This window comes from uncultured Tenacibaculum sp. (genome assembly GCF_947498805.1).
Taxonomy (GTDB): Bacteria; Bacteroidota; Bacteroidia; order Flavobacteriales; family Flavobacteriaceae; genus Polaribacter.
This window is the reverse complement of the sequence record NZ_CANMLT010000003.1, coordinates 1-20709: the sequence shown is the minus strand read 5'-3', so window position 1 is coordinate 20709 and position 20709 is coordinate 1. Positions and strand designations below refer to the sequence as shown.

Here is a 20709-nt window from a genome sequence, read left to right as displayed (position 1 = left end):
AATGGAAAATAAAAAATCGTTTTTAGGAATAGGTTGGGGGTTTCCGCCAGAATTTTCAGAAGATCTTAATGAAGTTGTGATGATCTCTGAAGAAGAGGACATTAAAAGTAGTTTAGAAATATTACTAAGTACCCGCTTAGGAGAACGCGTAATGTTACCTGGTTATGGATGTAACTTAGAAGATCTACTTTTTGAAAAACTAGACAGAACCCTAATAACCTTAGCTAAAGAAAGAATAGAAACTGCAATTCTATATCACGAACCAAGAATAGATGTTATAAAAATAGACATTTCAGAAACTGATCCTTTAGAAGGAAAACTAGTAATAAAAATAGATTATAGAATTAGAGCTACAAACAGCCGAACCAATGTTGTTTTCCCTTTTTATAAAGGTGAAGGAACTGATATAAATTAAAAAACATGAGTAAAATCATTACAAACATATTAAAACGAAACGGAACCGGACAAGAGCAGCGCTTCATTGATGCTTTGAATCCAGATAATTTCGAGTTGCACGATTTTACTATAGAGGATTGGGTATTATTTGCCTATAATTTTTCAAAAAATCTAAACTACTTCTCAACTGATAATCATGAAGTCCCAACAGGAAATTGGAAAGAGTTTTTTAAAAAACTGATAGATACAAGTGTTTCAATTGATGCATCAAATGCTAGAGGAACCAGAAACTATGATAAGTTAAAAGAACATATTTCTAAAGAACTATCAGAACTAACTAAAACATCAGAATTAACACCACATCTAGCATTATTTGTATGCTTTTTAAAGCTGCTAGAATTCTCTAAAGAACGATTTAATAAATTAACCAAGCGCCATTTAGATTTTTATTACAAAGAAATACTACAGGTAAATAAGAGAGCTCCAATTCCAGACCAAGCCCATATCATATTTGAATTGGCTAAAAAGATTTCAACCCATCAAGTTAAAGAGGGTACATCTTTAGATGCGAAAAAAGATGGTTTAGGAAATCAGTTGGTATATACTACAAATGAAGAATTAATTGTAAACAAAGCCACAGTTGGTGCACTTAAAACGGTATACAATTCAAACACCGATACTTTAAAGAAGATAAAGATTAGTGAGGTAGCAAATACTAAAGATGGTATCAAAGAACCACTGCCAGAAGAAGCTCCTTATTGGTATCCTTTTGGATATCCAGCAGGTAATGAAAATGCAGATGAATTACAAGATGCTCAATTAGGATTTTCGATTGCATCTCCGATGCTATTATTGCAAGAAGGGCATAGAACAGTAACCATTAGTATAAAATTCGGAGCACAATTTTCAAAAGAAACATTCAAAGCAAATGAGGTATTAAAACAAATACAACTTTTTGGAAGTGGAAAGGAAAAATGGATTACACCAACGCTCACAAAAATCAATGCTATTAATGATGGAAATTTATCAATAACAGATACCATTAGTTTCACTTTTGAATTAGATTTTGATGCAGATGCCTTACTGCCTTATCAAGAAGAATTCTTATTGCAAAAGTACAATACTACCCATCCTTTAGTTCAGTTCGTTTTTGATATCTCCAATGAAACAGGATATAATTTTTACCGATTTATAGCTGATAATACGGTGAGTGAAATCACTATAAAAGCAGATGTGAAGGGAGTACAAACCGTACATATTGAAAATGATAATGGGGAATTAAGACCCAATAAACCTTTTCATCCGTTTACAACACAACCTATTAAAGGATCAAATTTCAAAGTAGGATATCAAGAAGCGTTTACGAAAAAATGGAATGACTTCACTGTTAATTTACAATGGAAAAATACTCCAGAGGATTTTAAAACTTGGTATCAAGCTTATTTAAAAAGTAGTAGTTACACCTCTATTCAATCATATGCAGATACGTTGAAATTGGGACAAAATGCGAATTTGATAGTAGGAAATGAAACTTATTTTACCGCAGAAAAAAGAATGTTGCATTCTGGAGGTTCAGGAAAAGAAACCGCTGGAGAAATTATAGATTTATTTAAAAAACAAACGGTAGGAGATGGAGACACCGAAGAAATCTTTTACACGGCTACAATTGCAACCAAGAATACCAGTAATTCATATCAAATAGATAAAGCAGAAGGATTACAACTATCAATAGAAACGTCTTTTTTACATAACAGGTATCCTAAGTTATATGCTTTAGCAGTAAGTGCAGATGATAAAGAAATTAATCTTCCAAATGAGCCTTACACACCTTTAGTAGAAAGTATCACGGTAGATTATATTGCAGAGGAAAAATTGGTAGTGTCGGAAGCTTCCATAGAAGACAATCGTATACAGCTATTTCATAAACATCCTTTCGGACAACATGAAGAGAACTATGCAATAAAGGAATATCAGCAAAAAGAAAAAGGGATTAAAGACATTTTTGATAAAGATATTATTCAAACTTTTTTAGTACCAAGATATTGTATTGGAGGACATCTGTTTATTGGCTTGGAAAATGTTGAAGTTCAACAAAGTGTTTCACTATTAGTACAAGTTTTAGAAGGAAGTGAAAACCCAGAAGCAAAAAGTTTTGAAGACAATGAAAAAATTAGCTGGTCCGTTTTATGTGATAATAAGTGGAAAAATCTTGAAAACAATACGATTACTAACAGTACAGATAATTTTTTAAAATCGGGAATCGTTAAGTTTTCTATTCCAAGAGAAGCAACTTCCACAAATACAGTTTTACCTGAAGGATATGTTTGGATAAAAGCACAAATGAATAAATCATTTGATGCAGTTTGTAAAACAATCAATATACATTCGCAAGCAGTAGTTGCAACATTTGAGAATAACGATAATGAAGTTAGTCATTTAAAAGAAGGATTGCCAAGTGGAACCATAAAGAAGATGGTAACTAGAATTCCACAGATTAAATCGGTAAATCAACCTTATAATGCTTTTGGAGGAAGTGCAGAAGAATCTGATACTAATTTCTATAGAAGAATAAGTGAACGTTTACGTCATAAAAATAGAGCAATTACACTATGGGATTATGAGCATTTAATACTTCAAGAGTTCCCAGAGATTTATAAAGTTAAATGCCTTAATCATACTTCAAAAACAAGCTTTACGGCAGCAGGTAATGTTACACTAGTGGTAGTTCCTGATACGGTAAATAAAAATGTATTTGATATCTATCAACCTAGAGTAAGTAAAGCAACATTGAATCGAGTAAAAAACTATATCAATGCACTAAATACATTGCATGTAAATGCAGAAGTAATTAATCCAAATTACGAGGAGGTACGTATTGGTTTAGAAGCAAAATTTTATGAAGGATTGGATGAAAGTTTTTATAAAGAGAGATTAAAAACAGACATCACCAAGTTTTTATCGCCATGGGCATTTGACGATACCAAAGAAGTAACTTTTGACGTCATGCTTCATAAAAGCGTATTGATTGATTACTTAGAAAAACTACCCTATGTAGATTATTTGCAGAATGTAACGATGAATGAAGATGCTACCATTTATCAAATAGAACCCAGCGATCCTAAATCCATTTTAGTCTCTGCAAAAAATCACAATCTAACAACAGTTTTAACTACCTGTAAAGGAACCAAACAAGAAATAAAGTTAACATGTCAATTATAAATCAACATATCACCATTCCCAAGAATATTTCTACAAATGATGATTTGGAATTCCATTTTCTAAGAAAAGAAGGTATTTCATACTTAGAAAATTTAGGAGGTAAATTATGGACCGATTTTAATTCGCATGATCCAGGAATTACCATATTAGAAATGTTGTGTTATGGCATTACCGATTTAGGAATGCGTATCAACACTCCTTTAGAAGATTTGTTGGCATCAAAAGATGCTAAATTGTCTTTACAAGCTCAGTTTTATAAAGCATCACAAATTTTTCCAACGAAACCAATAAACGAATTAGATTACAGAAAGCTTTTTATAGATTTAAAAGGAGTAAAGAATTGTTGGTTGCGAAAGTATACTAAAAGAGTATATGTAGATTGTAAAAACAACAAACTCTCTTATAAAGAATTTGAAAACCTATTACCAGAGTTTCAAAAGAAGTTTACCTTAAAAGGATTGTACACATTGCTAGTAGATCTTGATGAAGGATATGGAGAAGAAATTTTTAGTACTATAAGAACCGCATATCATGCAAATAGAAATTTATGTGAAGACTTAATAGAAATCAAAAAAGTTGAAGAACAACCTATTGCTATATGTGCCAATGTTGAGGTTTTTCCAGAAGTTGATGAAGAAAAGGTCAAAGCGCATATTTTATATGAAATAGAAAATTACCTATCTCCTTCGTTAAATTTCTATGGGGTGACTCATATGTTAGACAAAGGATATACTACTGATGAAATTTTTGACGGACCTACTTTGTCAAATGGATTTATCGATGATAAAGAATTAAAAGAAGCAGAATTAAGAAAAGAAGTTCGTCTTTCAGATGTCATGAAAATCATTATGAACATTGAAGGAGTAAAGCTTATCAAAGATATTTCTGTAGGGCATTGCGACCCAAATAAAATTCAACAGAATAAATGGGTCGTATGTATAGATCCAGATAAAAAACCGGTACTGTGTGATAAAAGCACCTTCAATTTTAGCAAAGGATTCCTTCCTTTAAATATCAATGAAAATAGAGTTGCTGAGTACTTAGATAATATAAAAGAAGATGTAAGGCAATCTCAAAAAATTAATAAAGAAGAGAAAGAGTTATCCTTACCTAAAGGAACTCCATTAGATTCACATGACTATACCACCATACAAAATGATTTTCCAGATACTTATGGAATTGGACAAGAAGGACTTTCGGTACACGTAACCAATGAAAGAAGAGCAAAAGCAAAACAGCTTAAAACTTATTTAACCTTTTTTGATCAAATTTTAGCCAGCTATTTTAAACATTTATCTGAAGTAAGAACCATTCTTTCGGTAAGTGGGGAAGAAACACGGTCCTATTTTACCCAAGCAGTAAAAGATATAAAAGATTTTAAAGAGCTTGTAGCAGAATATCCTCAGTCAAATGATGAAGATTTAACACATTTATTACTACATCATTTTGATAATAATATAGAAAGAAGGAATTCCATTTTAGACCATTTAATAGCACGTTTTGCAGAACGTTTTGGAGAATATACTTTTTTAATGAAGGCGCTTTATGGAAAAGCAACAGATGAAATAGTTTTAGGAAACAAAGAGGCATTTTTAAAAGACTATATCGCTATCAGTAGAGAAAGAGGGAGTGCATTTAACTATTACAAGCAAAAGAAAGAAGATTTATGGAATACCTTAAACGTATCAGGTTTTCAAAAGAGAGTAGCACGTTTAATGGGGATGACCAATGAACGAAGAAGAAACTTAACCGAAACAAGTGTTGAGGTTTATGACTTTGAAAGTGGAGGAAAAACAGTTTACAGATGGAGAATAAGAGATAATGAAGGGAATATTTTACTATCCGCTACAGAGAACTACGCCACTACTTCGCTAGCTGTAGAAGAACTTTATTTTGCAGTATTACAAATTGTACAAACAAGTGCACAAGAAGTTGAAGATTTAGTAAAGATAGAAGATAAAACCATCATAGGTTTTCTAAGGATTCATACAACTTCACCTGCTAATCCAGCAACTCCAATAAAGTATTCTTTTGATGTAATAAATCCAGAAAAACCAAAAAACAGTGCCGATTATATCATTGCAAAGCAATATAAGTACTATGAAAGTGTAGAAGAAATTAAGGAAGCAATTCTTGAGATCATCTCCTTTTTAAAAGGTCAATTTACCGAAGAAGGAATGTTTTTAGTGGAACATATATTATTACGACCAGATGTTGCTGAGAAGGAAGGAACACATTTTTTACCTATTTGTGCAGATGATTGTGCTGATTGTGGTACCATAGACCCGTATTCATATAGAGTGAGTATTGTACTTCCAGGATTTACCTATCGCTTTTCGAATACAGATTTCAGAAGATATATGGAAGATGTAATTAGAGAAGAATTGCCATCACATATACTGCCAAGAATATGTTGGGTAGGAGATAGAAAAGGAATTGTAAAAGATGATAAAAATGACCTTTTAAGATTCGAAAAAGCCTATAAGAAATACTTGTTTGCCAAAACAGGTTTAGAACAAGAACAACCAACAAAACAAAACGAATTACCAAATCTAATAGCGGCAATACAAGAGTTGAATACAATTTATCCAACAGGTAGATTAACAGATTGTAGTGCAGAAGAGGAGGCGTTAGACGGACGAATAATTTTAGGACAATCGAGTATTGGACGTCTTGAGAAAAATAAAGAAGAAGCGGACGAGGAGTAGAAAAAGAATACATAAAGAAACAACCAAACAGAGTATAAAAAATAGCGTGTTATACATAGCACAACCAAAATGAAACGGTATGAAAGCTAAACTAAAAGATATCACAACAGAGTATAGTAAGTTTAATGCAAATCAGGTATTAACTGAAAAACAATTAAATACATTCATAGATTATTTTGAAGATCAAGACCGTTTGTCAAGATTAGGTTTAAGCGGAGTTGGAATTGCATGCGGTTTTCAAATGAACCCGATTTTTACAGTAGATCAAAAAGCGGTAAGTAGTATTCGAATAAGCCAAGGAACTGGAGTCACTACAGATGGAGATTTAGTGCAATTTTTCGACTTGTTAGAAGAGAATTTAAAAACAAAAACTTTTCGATATTACAAAAAGTTTGAAGATGATAAAGCAAAATACCCAAGGTTTTTAGATTCAGAAAAAAATCAATTTGATCTATGGGAATTACATGTTCATAAAGACGATTCGTTCACCGATTTAGTGAAGTTTGAAGAAATCAAAAAAATGGCGGTGATATTGTATGTAGAGCAATATCCAAAAGAAGATGAGCTATGTAATAAGATCAATTGTGATAATCAAGGAGTAGAGCAAATAAACAATATTAGAGTGTTGTTGGTTCGTTGTGAAGATTTAGAAGCTATCGCCATAAAAGATACTATTTTTCATGAACATGATTGGTATAAAATTAACGATACATTACCTGTAGTTGAAGCGAGAAGAGTCGTGTTGAAAGATTACAATACCAAAACATTTACTTCTATAAAACAACAATTTGATACTGTTATAAAAGATGAGAGTATCACAACAGATTTAATCTTAGGATATGATGTGTTGTTATCTAAATTTGGAAAACAATCCATCACGGCAAAAATAAAATCACTGTTTAATTTTAGTGCATTAGCCATTCCTTTAGACTTTCAATATAGATACGATTTATTTAAAGATTTAATAGATACTTATAATGAAATCAAAGACTTATTGTTACATATAAATGTAGCTTGTTGTCCAAACATTGGAGCATTTCCAAAACACTTAATGTTAGGAAAGATTGATAGTACGGTTGTCTACCCTGAATTAAGACACCGTTTTTATAAATCGACTATTGTAGGTCATGAAAACAAGAACTTACAAAAAGTAATTAGTCTATTAAATAGAGCCATTTTAATAGCACATAGTTATGTAGGAACTTCGAAAACCGAGGAAGTAGAAATTACACCATCGCAAGCACATACCTGTTTAAGTGAAAAAGCGGTTCCGTTTTACTACAACGTTTCTTCATTGTTATTAGAAAACTGGGATTTTACGAAAACAGACAATTATAGAGCCAATCAAAACTTAAGCTATCACAAAGGTAATTTGAAAAAGGCCTTACCTATTCAAAAACCATTAGCCTATAATATTGACAAAAATGATTTTTATAGAATAGAAGGACATCAAGGAAAAATGTATCGAGAAGCTTTGGCAAAAATAGATAAGCTGAAGAGAGATAATGGATTGAGTTTTGATGTGAAAGCCCTTTCTATAAACGCTACCGAACAAAACATAAATATAAACGACTATGAATGTGAGTTTGACGATTTGAAAATGCTTTTAAGTGCATGGAAAACTGAACAAAACTGTATTCTTTCTGAAGTAAGTAAAACATTTTCTGCATTTAAATTAAGCAATCCGAAAGAGAATATAGTAACAGATAAAATAACAAGAAAAGAAAAACTAATAGAGGAAGAGTTAATCGCGAGTCCATTAGCGGATTTTAATGAGGAGGTTAATTTATCGGAAGAATTAAAGGGGATCTCCAAAGAATCATTGATCTTAGATCAAGAAGCATTGTATAGGTATGATAAAGCCAATATTGTTAAAGAAAGTCTAACCAGAGAAGAAGATAGTATTGGTTTTTTAATAGATAAAGTTTTTGATAAAAAGAAAGAAGGATCTGCCAGTGATATTATCGTAGAACTAGAAAAAGAAACCACAAAAATAAAAGAGAGTGAAGCTTGGATCAATGAACCAGAATTGAGTGAATTCATCTTAACAGATGTTACAGAAACATTGATTCATGCCTATGTATTGGATAAAAAAGTTCCAATAAATATAAAAGATGTTAGCAATGTCATTATTCAAAGCTATAAGCTAACCATAGAAAAGTTATGTCAACAAGTTAAAAAACTACAAGCAAGATATAATAGCACAACCTTAAAACCAACCACTAAACAGATTCTTGGCTTATTGGTGAATCAATTGTCAATTGTATGTTGTTCAGGAAAAAAGTTAGAAACTTTATTAGCTGAAATAGAGAAAAGAAAACTTCAAATTTTACAAAAGATTCAATTGTCGGAGTTTGTAAAGCATCATCCAGGATTAGAACATAAAGCAGGAGTTATTCCAGGAGGAACTTTTGTAATGGTATATGTTACAGAGAATGCAGCAGATAAAAACACCTTTGACAATGTTGTTTTAGAATTAAGATTTAGAGAACAACCAATCGTTACTGAACAAGAAATTGAATTTTTCAATGATGATTTCTTTACATCAGAAAAAGGGGTGTTAGGAAAGAATAGAAAAGAGTTCAAAAATGGAGGAGCTATTCAATTATGGGATAAGAGTTCCACCATACATTTTACATTTATAGATAGAAGTTATTTAGACTTTAAAAACAAATATTTCTTTGGAGAGGATGTTGTTTTAGTAGGAAAAACTTTAGCAGACACGGTAAGCAATTTTTCAGCATTTTTAAACAGAACTTGGTCTAGAGCAGGGCTGTCTGATGTTGTAAATGCAAAGGAAACTTTAATGTATAAAGACGGTACTGTTGGAATGCGAATTATGATAAAAGATAAGCTGGTTCCAAAGAATGAGTACTATTTACAAATGTTCAATCCAAATATTTTAGGAACCAACAAACAATTATTTTTTGATGAAAATGAGGTGGTTGTTAGCAATGCAACCTTAAGAAATACAGTAGTAGCAGATTTCTCATTACCATACATGTGTTGTTCAGATTGTGCTCCTATTAATTTCATTGTACCGAAAGAACCACCATTTTTGAGTTTACCGGTAGATTATATCTGTTTAAAAGAAGAAGATATAGAACCGTTGGTATTTACCAAACGACCTATAGATGGTATTGTAAAAGCATTGATTCCAGAAGAATTAGTCTCTGGAATTTTTGAAGATGAGGGGGATGGAAAAACAAAATTAGATGTCACCAAAATTGATAAGAGCTTCTTAGGAAAAGAAATCAATTTCACAGTAAATGATGAACCAACTGATTGTAAAATAATTGTATATCCAGATATCAATTTAAAAGTAACTGTTGCATCTATAAATTACAATGATGACAAATCACAGGCAGAAGTAACCTATGCATTGGTTTGGGAAAATATTGAAGGAATAAGTGATGAATTACTAAGTCAAATTAAGTATGGTTGGGATTTCTTTGGAGATGGTAATAAAACCATACAAAAGCCCATAAATAATAAGTTGGTAAGAACCTATATGTTACCAATCGGTGAAAAGAATACAATCACACCAAGTTTAGAAATTTCTTTAGGACCATGTAACAAAACGATTGCAATAGAAACCATAGTGTTTGAAATATTTACACCATCAGAATTAGGAATCATATCGTCATATTGCTTTGATACTATGGTAGAAAAGAAAGCCAGAATACCATTTACAGGAGTCAATGGAACTATTACTGTAGAAGGACAAATAGAAGGCGTAACCATTGAAAATAACGAACTAGTTATTGATGCAGTAACCTTTAAAGCATTCGATCAAGTATTAACTTTTAGAGAAGATGGACAGGAAACAAATGCACAAATAACAATTCATGAAGTAATTCAGATTTCTATAACTGAAGGAAAAGAAGCTAATTACTATTGGAAAGGCGGACAACTAATATTCGAAGGAGCATTCCAACCTGTAATTCCAGATCATGTAGATCCGTTATCACTTAAATACTCATGGAAAACAGAAACAGCAGAATCAGATACAGAATTATTTATTCCAGGTTTTGTGCTTAAAGAGGGAGGAGAAAACGCCTTTAAAGTAGTGTTAACGGTAACCAGTAAAAACGGATGTATTTCTACAACGAGTATCACAAAAGAAGTTGAGTACCCAGAATTTATCTTTAAGATGAAGTATACTGAGTTTTGTTGGCAAGATGAAAAGGCATATCCAATAGCGGTAGATCCAAACTTCAAAGGAATGCTGTTAAAAGGTAAAGGAGTACGTTTTAATAAAGAAACGAATAGATGGGAATTTATCCCAGCCTTATCTGAAGTCACTGGAGCAGGAAAAGTAATCGTACAAATTGTAGGTACTTCAGTAACTCAAGAAATTACTTTAAAAGATGTGGCCATAGCAAATTTCACGCACAAATTTAATATTGAAACAGGCGCGTTGGTATTAACCAATACTTCAGAAATAGGAAAAGAATATATCTGGAATATCGATGGTAAAGAAATTATAAGAACAACCCGTACTGCGGTTACTGTAAAAGTAAATAATGAAATAGTACGAGTTTCATTAACCGTAATTAGTGATTGTGGTAAAAACACAAGAGCAGAAACAATCGAACTTTTTGGAAGTTAAAATAATCCATGTTGCAAGAACAAGAACATATCATAAATAGAGTATTTGTTGAGGTAAATACAAAGAGTAAAAAAGTAGCCAATGAGTATAAAAATTCATTGGAAACTTTCTTGCAGCAAGAAATATTTCCAATGATAGCATCCTATCTGGAAAATGCAGGACTAAAAAGTGATACAGAAGTGCAATTGATTTCAAAATTGAATATAGAAGTTGACTTAAAAAGAGATGATACTTCTTCTTTTAATCAAGAAAGAATTCAGCAAAAAATCAAAGAACAAATTCTAAAAAAGTTAGAAAACCAGATAGAACAACCAGATGTACATAATGTTGTAATTGAATCAAAACCTTTGATTAAATCTAAAGCAGATGCATTTTTTTATTTCTTGAAAGAAGGCAGACCAGCTTGGTGGGATAATTCCAAAGAAGAAGTAGAGTTTACCAAGAAAACTTTATTTGAACTCACCGAAACCGAAGGTTATGAAGCTCGTTTCTTAAAAACAATTAAAGATCCATATCAAAAAGAAAGATTGATTAAACAGTTTTTAGATGAGGAGTTGCAAATCCTGTTCTTAGGAGTCTATCAAAAGCCAAGTGGCTATGCTGAAATACTATCTGCAATAACTCAATTTAAGTTTGCGAAATCGTTTGTAAGAGAAGAAGTTTGGGAGATTTTTATAAAAGGATATTTAACTGATGAAATAGAAAAAATAACAAAGAATATTCAACTAAAAATTGATGCCTTTGAAAACAAGAATACGTCAATATCAGTTATAGATGAATTAAAAGGTTTTAATAATTCTATGCAAAAGGTTTATCCAACGTTTGCTGAATTTACTTCGAATATTGATTCAAAAGAATTGTTAGATAAGAAAGACGTAGAAGTTTTAAATAAAATTTTTTCAGAAGAGGAAGAAAAAAGACACAAAGAATCAAAACACATAGAGAAGATTATAACAGAAAAAGAGACTGAAGAAGATATCCTTAGTGAAAATATAGAAGTTTCCAAAGAACAAGAAGATGCTTTAAGAAAAGAAAAGTCTAAGAAAGAAGCTTTAGTAAACACTGATGCTAATAGTGTAGCAACAGGAAAAAAAGAGCAAACCGAAAAGAATATTAATGAAAATATTGACACTGATGTAGTGGTAAAAACTAATAAGGAGCAATTATCATCATTAGAGAATAGACTGGAAAGAACTGATTCCTATAAAAAAATAGAAGAAGTTCTAAATCATACCATTCAAAAAACAAAAGCACCTAAAACATACTTGGTGCAAAATGCAGGTTTAATTCTATTGCATCCGTTTTTAAAACAACTATTTACTGCATGTGGTTTTTTAAATGAATCTAACCAAATTATAAAACCTAATGAAGCGGTTCATTTACTACATTATATAGCAACAAAAAAAGAACAACAGTTTGAAAGCAATTTATTGTTTGAAAAGTTCATTTGTAATATTCCGATTCAGCAACCTATTGAAAGAAATGTGAAGCTTTCAGAAAGCATAAAGCAACAAGCTGAAGAAATGCTGAAAGCTGTACTTCAAAATTGGGAGCCTTTAAAAAACTCTTCGATAGATCTTCTTAGAAATGAGTTTTTACAAAGGACGGGAAAGATAGATTTAACTAAAGAACACCCTCATATAATCGTAGAAAAGAAGACACAAGATATATTACTAGACAAATTACCTTGGAACTACAGTCTATGCAAGTTACCATGGATGAACACTTTGATATTTACAGATTGGTAAGAAAAAAATGAAGAAACATGTTTATTAGAGATAAGAAACCAAAAACACAGATACCCAATAAGGCTAAGGAAGATAAAAATATGTTTTTTCAGCCGAAGCTAACTATGGGGAAAAGCGGAGATAAATATGAAGTTGAAGCCGATAAGATGGCTGATAAAGTGGTGAATAAAAAAGGGGATACAGGTTTGTTGCAAAAGAAAGGAGAGGAAGAAGTTCAGCAAAAACCATTGGCGTCTGAAATAACACCATTTGTACAAAAGAAAGAAGGTGCTGAAGAAGAAGTGCAACAAAAAGCACAGGAAGAAGAACAACCTGTTCAAAAAATGGAAGAAGAGGAAGCAGTACAAGCGATGGAAGAGGAAGAGGCTGTGCAATCAAAGAAATGTGGTGATTGTAAGGAGGAGAAAAAAGTACAGAAAATGGAGGAAGAAGAAGCTGTGCAACAAAAAGAAGAAGAGGAAGAATCATTACAAGCAAAGGAAAACTCTAACAATAAAAAAAGCTCAAGTAGTTTTTTAGAAGGAAGGCTGCGAAGAGGAAATGGAGGGCAGCAAATGGATACTCAAACAAGTGCGGAAATGGAGAGCGGATTTGGAGCCGATTTCTCTAGAGTAAGAATTCACAACGATTCAGAAGCAGCTCACATGAGCGCTGGTATAGGAGCACAAGCCTTTACTCATGGAAATGATATTTATTTTAATAAAGGAAAGTACAATCCAAATTCGAAAGAAGGAAAAACTTTGTTAGCTCATGAGTTGACTCATACCATTCAACAAACAGGAATGATTCAAAAACAAGCAAGTGCATCAGGAGGTTTTGACAGTACCATCACAATGAGACATCAGTATTTTGAATCGAGAAGGTTTGAAGTAACCAACGGAAGTGTAGCAGTGTTTTGTAATGCACAATGGGATAGAGGAGCCACACACTGCGGAAATGCAGATTACAAAATAGGATTAATGGAGGTAGGAACCTTATACGATTCAGATCATGGATTAAAACGTTTTTCAGTACGAAGACCTACTCGTAAAACATGGACAGGATTGTCAAACGGAACCTACTTTTTAACCTTTAATGTAGAAAGTACAAATCACAATTGTATCCTGCAAGGAGATGTAAGGGTAAGAACCTAATTAATTAACAATGGCGGAAGATAAAACTAAAACAAAGTATTCAACTACAGTAGCTATAACAGAATATATAGACGCTTTAGTTAGCATTATTATGATGTTATTTAATACTGGTGTTTTAGGAGGGAAGAAAAAAGAATTTCAAATAGAATAATCGGCTATGTTTACTGCTAAAAAAAATACTGCACAACCTTCTAATACAGCTCTTAAAAACAAGAGCAAAGGCGCTTTTATTCAACCAGAAATGAAGGTGGTAAAGCCAGAGAAGAAAAAGGAAGAGGCTTCAAAAGAGTTTTCAAAAAATACAGAGAAAACTTCTCAGAAAGAACAATCATCCTTTTTTTCTCCGAAGAATGATACCATTAAAAAAGCGGTAGATACAGTTGGGAAAGAAAAGGATAAAAAAGAAGTAGGAAAGGAAGAAATAGTAAAGGATGCATTAGGTAAAAAGAAAGGAGAAACCAAAGGAGCAAAAAAAATACAACTAGAAGGAGCTAAAACCCTTGCAAAGGGTGAAGGAGGGCAAAATGTTGCTGCAACAAAACCAACTCCAGTAAAAGGAGCACCTGCTGATAAGAAGAAAGGAAAAGAGGAGGAAGGTGCTAAGAAAGAACCAAAAGAAAAGATAGAAGCTGCGGAGAAAAAAATACCAAAAGCACCTACGAAACCAGAAGATGATCCTGCATTTAAAAAACAAATAAAAAAAACCGAAGCGGTAAAAGAAGAAAAGTCACAGCACCCAGATCCAGATGCCAAAGTTTCAGAGCAAAAGGAAGCAGGGCATGCTGCCCCAGAAACGCAGGCTAAAAAAAATGACCAACAAGCCCATGAGGCTTCGATGTCTGAAACTTCAGAAAAGGAAAAAGAACGAGAGCCTTTTACACCAGAATCCTTCAAAAAACTTCTAGAGAAAAATTTAGAAGATTTAGAAAAAAACTTACCAAAAAATTCAGACGAAGCACAAGAGTTTAGAGAAGATAAACCTATTGAAGGGATTAAAGAAAACATATCTGGTCAAGTAACTTCTGAAAGTGATAAACTAGCTGGGCCAATGAAAAGTGAGGCAGATAAACCTGCTCCAGCAAGTGGACAACCAACTTTAGAAGCAAAACCTTTACCAACAGCAGATCCTGGAAAAAAACCGAAACCATTAGACGCCAAAGCGGCAATTCCAAAGCCAAAAACTTCAGAAGAAATCTCTATGGAAAAAGAGAGTCAGTCCTTAGATGATTACATGACTGAAAATGAAGTAACCGATGAGCAATTAGCAAAATCTAATGAACCAAAATTTACAGGAGCTTTAGAAGAAAAAAACACTGCGCAAACAGAAGCAAAATTAGCTCCGGTTAAGTATCGTAAAAAAGAACAAGCACAATTAGGAGTAGCAAAGAAAGTTGCAGCTACCAATAGTCAAGAAGGGCTAGATCAAATGCAAGCAGCAAAGGTTTTATCGGAGAATGATGTACTGGCAAATCAGACGACCAATAAAACAAATGATAAAACAGAGCAGGAGAAAATTTATGCAGAGTTTGAGGCTATTTATGAAGCAACTAAAAAAACAGTAACCGAGAGTTTAGAAAAATTATCAGAAGATGTAGATAAAAAGTTTAGTGAAGAAGCAGAAAGCGCTCAAAAAACATTTGAGAAAAATGTAGAGGACGGATTGGGAGAAATTTACGGATGGACCGTAATTGACGATTGGATTTTTGGAGAAGATACCGAAGCTATTGATAAATTATTTAGAGTAGAAAAGAACAAATTCATTGCTAAAATGAATACCGTTTTAGATGATATATCTATCATTATTGCTGATGGATTAAATGGCGCCCTAGATGCAATTGCTGAAGGAAAGAAAAAATCAAAAGAAAAGTTTGATAGTTTAGATGAATCACAAAAGAAATTAGCAGAAGATGCTTTTAGTGATTTTAACGATCAGTATGCCGATTTAGAAGATACTGTGTATGAAAAGCAAGAAGAATTAGCGTCAGACTTAGCACAATCTTACAAGGAAAATGTAGATTCTCTACAAGAAAAATTTGATGAAATAAAAGAAAGTGTTAGTGCAGGGTGGATTGGTGCTGCTTTGAATGCATTGGCAGGAGTCATAAAAACCATCTTAAAAATAAAAGATTTACTACTCAACCTTTTAGCAGCGGCTACAAGTGCTATAGGAGCAATTATTTCAGACCCTATCGGTTTCTTAAGTAATCTAATTAGTGGAATAAAACAAGGTTTTGTCGATTTTGGAAACAATATCAAAAAACACATGATCAAAGGATTGATAGAATGGTTAACAGGTTCTTTAGGAAATGTAGGAATCACATTACCAGACAATTTGTTCAGTTTATCAGGGATTTTCAGTTTAGTAACCCAAATGTTAGGACTTACCTGGGATTATTTTAGAGAAAAAGCCGTAAAATATTTAGGAGAGCCTGTAGTAGCGGGGATGGAAAAGGCAGTGGAAATATTCCAAATTGTTAAAAAAGATGGAGTAATGGGGCTTTGGGAATATATCAAGGAGCAATTCAATAACCTAAAAGAAATGGTTATGGATGCTATTCGAGATATGATTATTACTAAAGTTGTAGAGGCCGGAATTAAATGGATTATGGGACTACTGAGTCCGGCAGGAGCTTTTGTAAAAGCCGCAATGATGATCATTGATATTGTAAAGTTTTTTGTAGAAAGGGCTGCGCAAATTTTTGAATTGGTAACAGCCTTTATAGATAGCATCAAAGCTTTGGCAGCTGGAAATGTAAAAGCGGTGGCTAAAGGAATAGAGACAGCATTGGCTAAAGCGATTCCGGTATTAATCAGTTTTCTAGCAGCATTGGTAGGAGTAACAGGTTTAACAGGGAAGATTCAAAAAATCATTAAAAAAGTTCGTAAAAAGATAGATAAGGCTATTAAGAAGATCATCTTTAAAGGGAAGAAGATGTTCAATAAAATATTAGGAAAGAAAAAGCCTAAAAAAGGACAAGCTAAAAAGATCAAGGATGATAATAAGAACCAGAAGCCAGCGAAACTAACCGCAAAAGACAAGGCCAAGCATAAAAAGATCGCAGGAGATATTAAAAAGAAATTGAGCGTTAAAGCGAAGAAAGATGAGAGTTTTGAAGTTTTTCATAAGCGAAAGAAAAAAGAAGCAAAAGCTTTTGAAAACAAATATCAACCTCAATTAAAAAAAGGAATCAATATTGATGTTACGGTAACTCCTTTGGCGAAGGATAAAGAAGATAATGATGTAGATTTTAAAATTAAAATTGCACCTAATAACGCTACGGATTCTGGAAGTGCTCAAGGAGGAAATGCGGAAGAAGCTACCATGTCGCAAAAACCAAAAATGCTAAGTTGGTTAAACAAAAAAGTGGTGAACAAAGACGGAACGGTGTCTAAAACTTTCTGGAAGTTAATTAGTCCAGATAGCCCTTCAAATAAATATAAACTAGAAGGAGATAAAAAAGAAAAAACTGCCTATAAGATTATTCAGAAAAAAGTAAATAAAGAAAGCGCAGAAAAGTTAGATGAAATTAAAATAGGAAGAGTTAAAGCAGTAAAAGGGCTCAAAACAATTTCAATAACACCTGTTGATGGAAGTACTGGAGATGGTGGAAAACTAGTTGAAGGAGCAGAGAAGAAATACATTGCTCCACATGATAATTTTGTGCCAAAAGAAATAGAACTCAAGAGTGATACAAAAGGAAAATACCATGCGGGTTACGATACCTTAACCTCTGATGGGAAACCAGGACCACGATTTGAAATCGAAATTAGTTATGAAGAAGTGGCAGGAGATATTAAAGATAAAAGACAAATACGTAAAGTAGAAGGGAAAAATCTTTCTAATAAAAAATCAGGAATAGGAAGAGGAAAAACAGATAGTGCAAGCGTATTTGATAATGCACATATTATAGGAGATCAATTTGGAGGTTCGGGAAAAAACTCAGCATTAAACATTCACCCATCATCAGCAAACTATAATAGAAAAGATATGTTAAATGTGGAGAATCAAATGGCTGCACACTTTAAGAAGAGTGATGAAAATTATAACCTAACAGCTACGGCCACTTTAACTGATGACGATGCAACTCCACAAAACCTAAAAAAGATGTTAGAAACAGAGTTTAAAAAGGATAATCCAAAAACAGTAAAGTTTGTGAAAAACAAAGCAATGCAGGGAGCAAAAGATAAGCTAATTAGCACGCTTCAATCGGCAGTAAACAAGGATTTAAAACAAGTACCAGCAAAGTTTTTAAGTATCAATTATAAATCTTCAGGTTTAGGTAAAGAGTTTGCCGATGGTGTGAAAACAGAGTTAAAAGACGACGATAGAGCTAACAAACCAACAACTAAGGTACAACCAGATAAATCAATTACCGTTGGACCAGATGCAGGTTTTGAAGAAACAAAGAAAAAATTCTTGGCAAAAAAATAACAGGTTATGCAAGTAAACAATCATACAATTGAAACAATCATAGAAACAAGTTTTTACAACTATTTAGAACATCGAATTAGGTTGAGGTTAAAGTCTGATTTAAGTGAAGAACCAATTCAAGATAAAGAATTTAAATTTCAATTAGATAATTCGGCACTATCACAGTTTATTTATGAAAATCAATTTTCTCCAGATGAAATAGTCGTTTTAATGTTGGCATTGCTACCACATGTTTCTCCGAGTTTTGTAAATGATATTTTATCTGATTTCTTACCTCATGGAGGAGATTTTCCAGAGTTTGGAGGAGTAAAAGGAAAGAACCATAGGGGTGTTATTCCTACAGGAGAGACAGCGCTGTATATTTTAGCTGGAAAAGACATAGAATACAGAACCTATTTAACAGAATTTCTACTATATAAAAGTATTTTGTTTAAAAAAGGAATCATATCCTTAGAAAAAGTACCCAAAGGAGAACCCTTTTTAAGTGGGAAATTAATTTTAAGTGAAGAGCACACACATTTGTTTTTAACAGGTAAAGAATTAAAACCACAACTAAGTCAAGATTTTCCGGCAAGTCTTATTTCAACTGGATTGGATTGGGATGATTTAGTACTTAGTACAAAAACCTTAGAGGAGGTACGAGAAATAGAAAACTGGTTGGACTATCATATGGTGTTGATGAATGATTGGGGAATGGAAAACAAGATAAAACCAGGATATAGAGTATTGTTTTGTGGCGCGCCAGGAACGGGAAAAACTTTAACAGCAAGCTTATTAGGAAAGCATACGGGAAAAGATGTGTATCGAGTTGATTTATCTATGGTAGTTTCAAAATATATCGGAGAAACCGAAAAAAATCTTTCTAAACTATTTGATAAATCGATTAACCAAGATTGGATTTTATTCTTTGATGAAGCAGATTCAATTTTTGGAAAACGAACAAATGTTAGAGATGCTCATGATAAATACGCAAATCAAGAAGTATCTTATTTATTACAAAGAATAGAAGCGCATCCCGGGCTCATCATTTTAGCATCAAACTTTAAAAACAATATAGATGCCGCATTTACACGTCGCTTTCACAATATCATAGAATTTGAAACACCAAATTATGAGGAGCGTGTAGCCTTATGGGAAAAGAATTTACCGAACAATATTTCTTTAGAAGCGTCAATTTCCATAGAAGAATTAGCAAAGAAATATAGCATTACGGGAGCAAATATTGTAAACATCATTCAATATGCCTGTTTAAAAACAATAGCTAATAAAAAGGAAGAAATTCAAAGAAAGTACCTTTTAGAAGGTGTAAAAAGAGAATATGCAAAAGAAGGTAAATCAATCAATATTGTCATATAGGTAAGCAATCAAAAAAAATGAAACAATGAAAAAAATAGATCATATCAATGGAATCCCTTTACATTATGCACGGTTAACCAATCATCCTTATGGAACAAGAGGAGAGCAAAGAGAGTTTTTAATAGAAGAAAGTTTTTTAAGGATATTAGAAAATGCCTTACAAGAAATATTTGAACACTGTCCGTTAGGAATTCCAGAGCTGATTACAACGGCAGGTATTTTTGTAAATAAACCTGGGCAACATAAGCATGGAAAAGCATTTGATTTAGATGCAATTTTTTGGCAGGAAGAAACCTTGGTTACATTGAATTTTATTCATCAGAAAGAACTGTATTTAGGAATAGAGTCTTTTTTAAGAAAACACTTCGGAATAGTATTAAACTATTATTACCCTAATCATAAAGACCATTGGCATGTAGATACTAGTGTTCCGGTTGACTTTAATCAAACATCAAAATCTGAAACGTTGTATGTGCAATTAGCTCTAAAATATATTTACAATGAAGAAATTTTGATAGATGGTTTATGGGGACGACAAACCTCGGGAGCAGTAAAAGAAGTTTTTGGAAGATTAGGAATCAGTACCCCCATAACAACCAAAGCAAACTATTTACAATTTTTAGATATTACAGGTAAAGTAGCTTTTAAGTTATATGAAGAAAAAACATCTCCAATACATTTACTAAGTAATTTAACAGACGTCATAGAAGCATTACCACAAGAAAATAGAATTTCGGTACGAGAAGCACTCAACAGTTTTTTAGATCATGAAGAAACATCAACTTGGTTGCATGATTTTGAAGAAGAAACCAATTTAGATCAAATAATAGGAAGTGTCATTACATCATAAAAACAAAAAAGTCTAACTAGTACAAGTTAGACTTTTTTTGCTCCCCCTCTTGGGCTCGAACCAAGGACCCTCTGATTAACAGTCAGATGCTCTAACCAACTGAGCTAAGGAGGAATGTTCATGTAGAACAATATATGTATGTTGTGGAAATTATCGGCTTCCACGTTGCCTTTGTTTATTTTGCTCCCCCTCTTGGGCTCGAACCAAGGACCCTCTGATTAACAGTCAGATGCTCTAACCAACTGAGCTAAGGAG

General features: G+C 32.7%; 10 protein-coding genes and 2 tRNA genes. 10 read left to right on the top strand and 2 right to left on the bottom strand.

What is annotated here, in order from left to right; all coding sequences use genetic code 11:
* Position 1: 1 nt before the first annotated feature.
* The 10 genes from Q0873_RS05740 (at position 2) to Q0873_RS05695 (ending at position 20454) form a co-directional block, all read left to right on the top strand.
* Positions 2-415 (top strand): GPW/gp25 family protein, encoded by a 414-nt coding sequence (locus tag Q0873_RS05740; RefSeq protein ID WP_299104997.1) that lies wholly within the window; start codon positions 2-4, stop codon positions 413-415.
* A gap of 5 nt (positions 416-420) precedes the next feature.
* On the top strand, positions 421-3615 hold the full coding sequence (locus Q0873_RS05735) for a baseplate J/gp47 family protein (protein WP_299104996.1): 3195 nt from the start codon (positions 421-423) through the stop codon (positions 3613-3615).
* On the top strand, positions 3603-6323 hold the full coding sequence (locus tag Q0873_RS05730) for a hypothetical protein (RefSeq protein ID WP_299104994.1): 2721 nt from the start codon (positions 3603-3605) through the stop codon (positions 6321-6323). Before Q0873_RS05735 ends, Q0873_RS05730 begins: the two co-directional genes overlap by 13 nt.
* 79 nt (positions 6324-6402) lie before the next feature.
* Positions 6403-10935: a hypothetical protein gene (locus Q0873_RS05725; RefSeq protein WP_299104993.1), complete on the top strand. Its 4533-nt coding sequence runs from the start codon at positions 6403-6405 to the stop codon at positions 10933-10935.
* Between the two features lie 8 nt (positions 10936-10943).
* On the top strand, positions 10944-12683 hold the full coding sequence (locus Q0873_RS05720) for a contractile injection system tape measure protein (protein WP_299104991.1): 1740 nt from the start codon (positions 10944-10946) through the stop codon (positions 12681-12683).
* A gap of 17 nt (positions 12684-12700) precedes the next feature.
* Positions 12701-13816: a DUF4157 domain-containing protein gene (locus Q0873_RS05715; protein WP_299104989.1), complete on the top strand. Its 1116-nt coding sequence runs from the start codon at positions 12701-12703 to the stop codon at positions 13814-13816.
* Between the two features lie 10 nt (positions 13817-13826).
* A complete protein-coding gene (locus tag Q0873_RS05710; protein WP_299104987.1) occupies positions 13827-13967 on the top strand; it encodes a hypothetical protein in 141 nt (46 codons plus the stop codon).
* A gap of 6 nt (positions 13968-13973) precedes the next feature.
* On the top strand, positions 13974-18248 hold the full coding sequence (locus tag Q0873_RS05705; RefSeq protein ID WP_299104986.1) for a DNA/RNA non-specific endonuclease: 4275 nt from the start codon (positions 13974-13976) through the stop codon (positions 18246-18248).
* A 6-nt stretch (positions 18249-18254) separates the two neighbouring features.
* Positions 18255-19604, top strand: coding sequence for an ATP-binding protein (locus Q0873_RS05700; RefSeq protein ID WP_299104985.1), 1350 nt, complete (start codon positions 18255-18257; stop codon positions 19602-19604).
* A 25-nt stretch (positions 19605-19629) separates the two neighbouring features.
* Positions 19630-20454, top strand: a complete 825-nt coding sequence (locus Q0873_RS05695; RefSeq protein ID WP_299104984.1) for a hypothetical protein — start codon at positions 19630-19632, stop codon at positions 20452-20454.
* A 40-nt stretch (positions 20455-20494) separates the two neighbouring features.
* Here the strand turns inward: Q0873_RS05695 and Q0873_RS05690 are convergent.
* Together Q0873_RS05690 and Q0873_RS05685 are read right to left on the bottom strand one after the other, a co-directional pair.
* Positions 20495-20568, bottom strand: a tRNA-Asn gene (locus tag Q0873_RS05690).
* A gap of 69 nt (positions 20569-20637) precedes the next feature.
* Positions 20638-20708, bottom strand: a tRNA-Asn gene (locus Q0873_RS05685).
* Position 20709 lies beyond the last annotated feature (1 nt).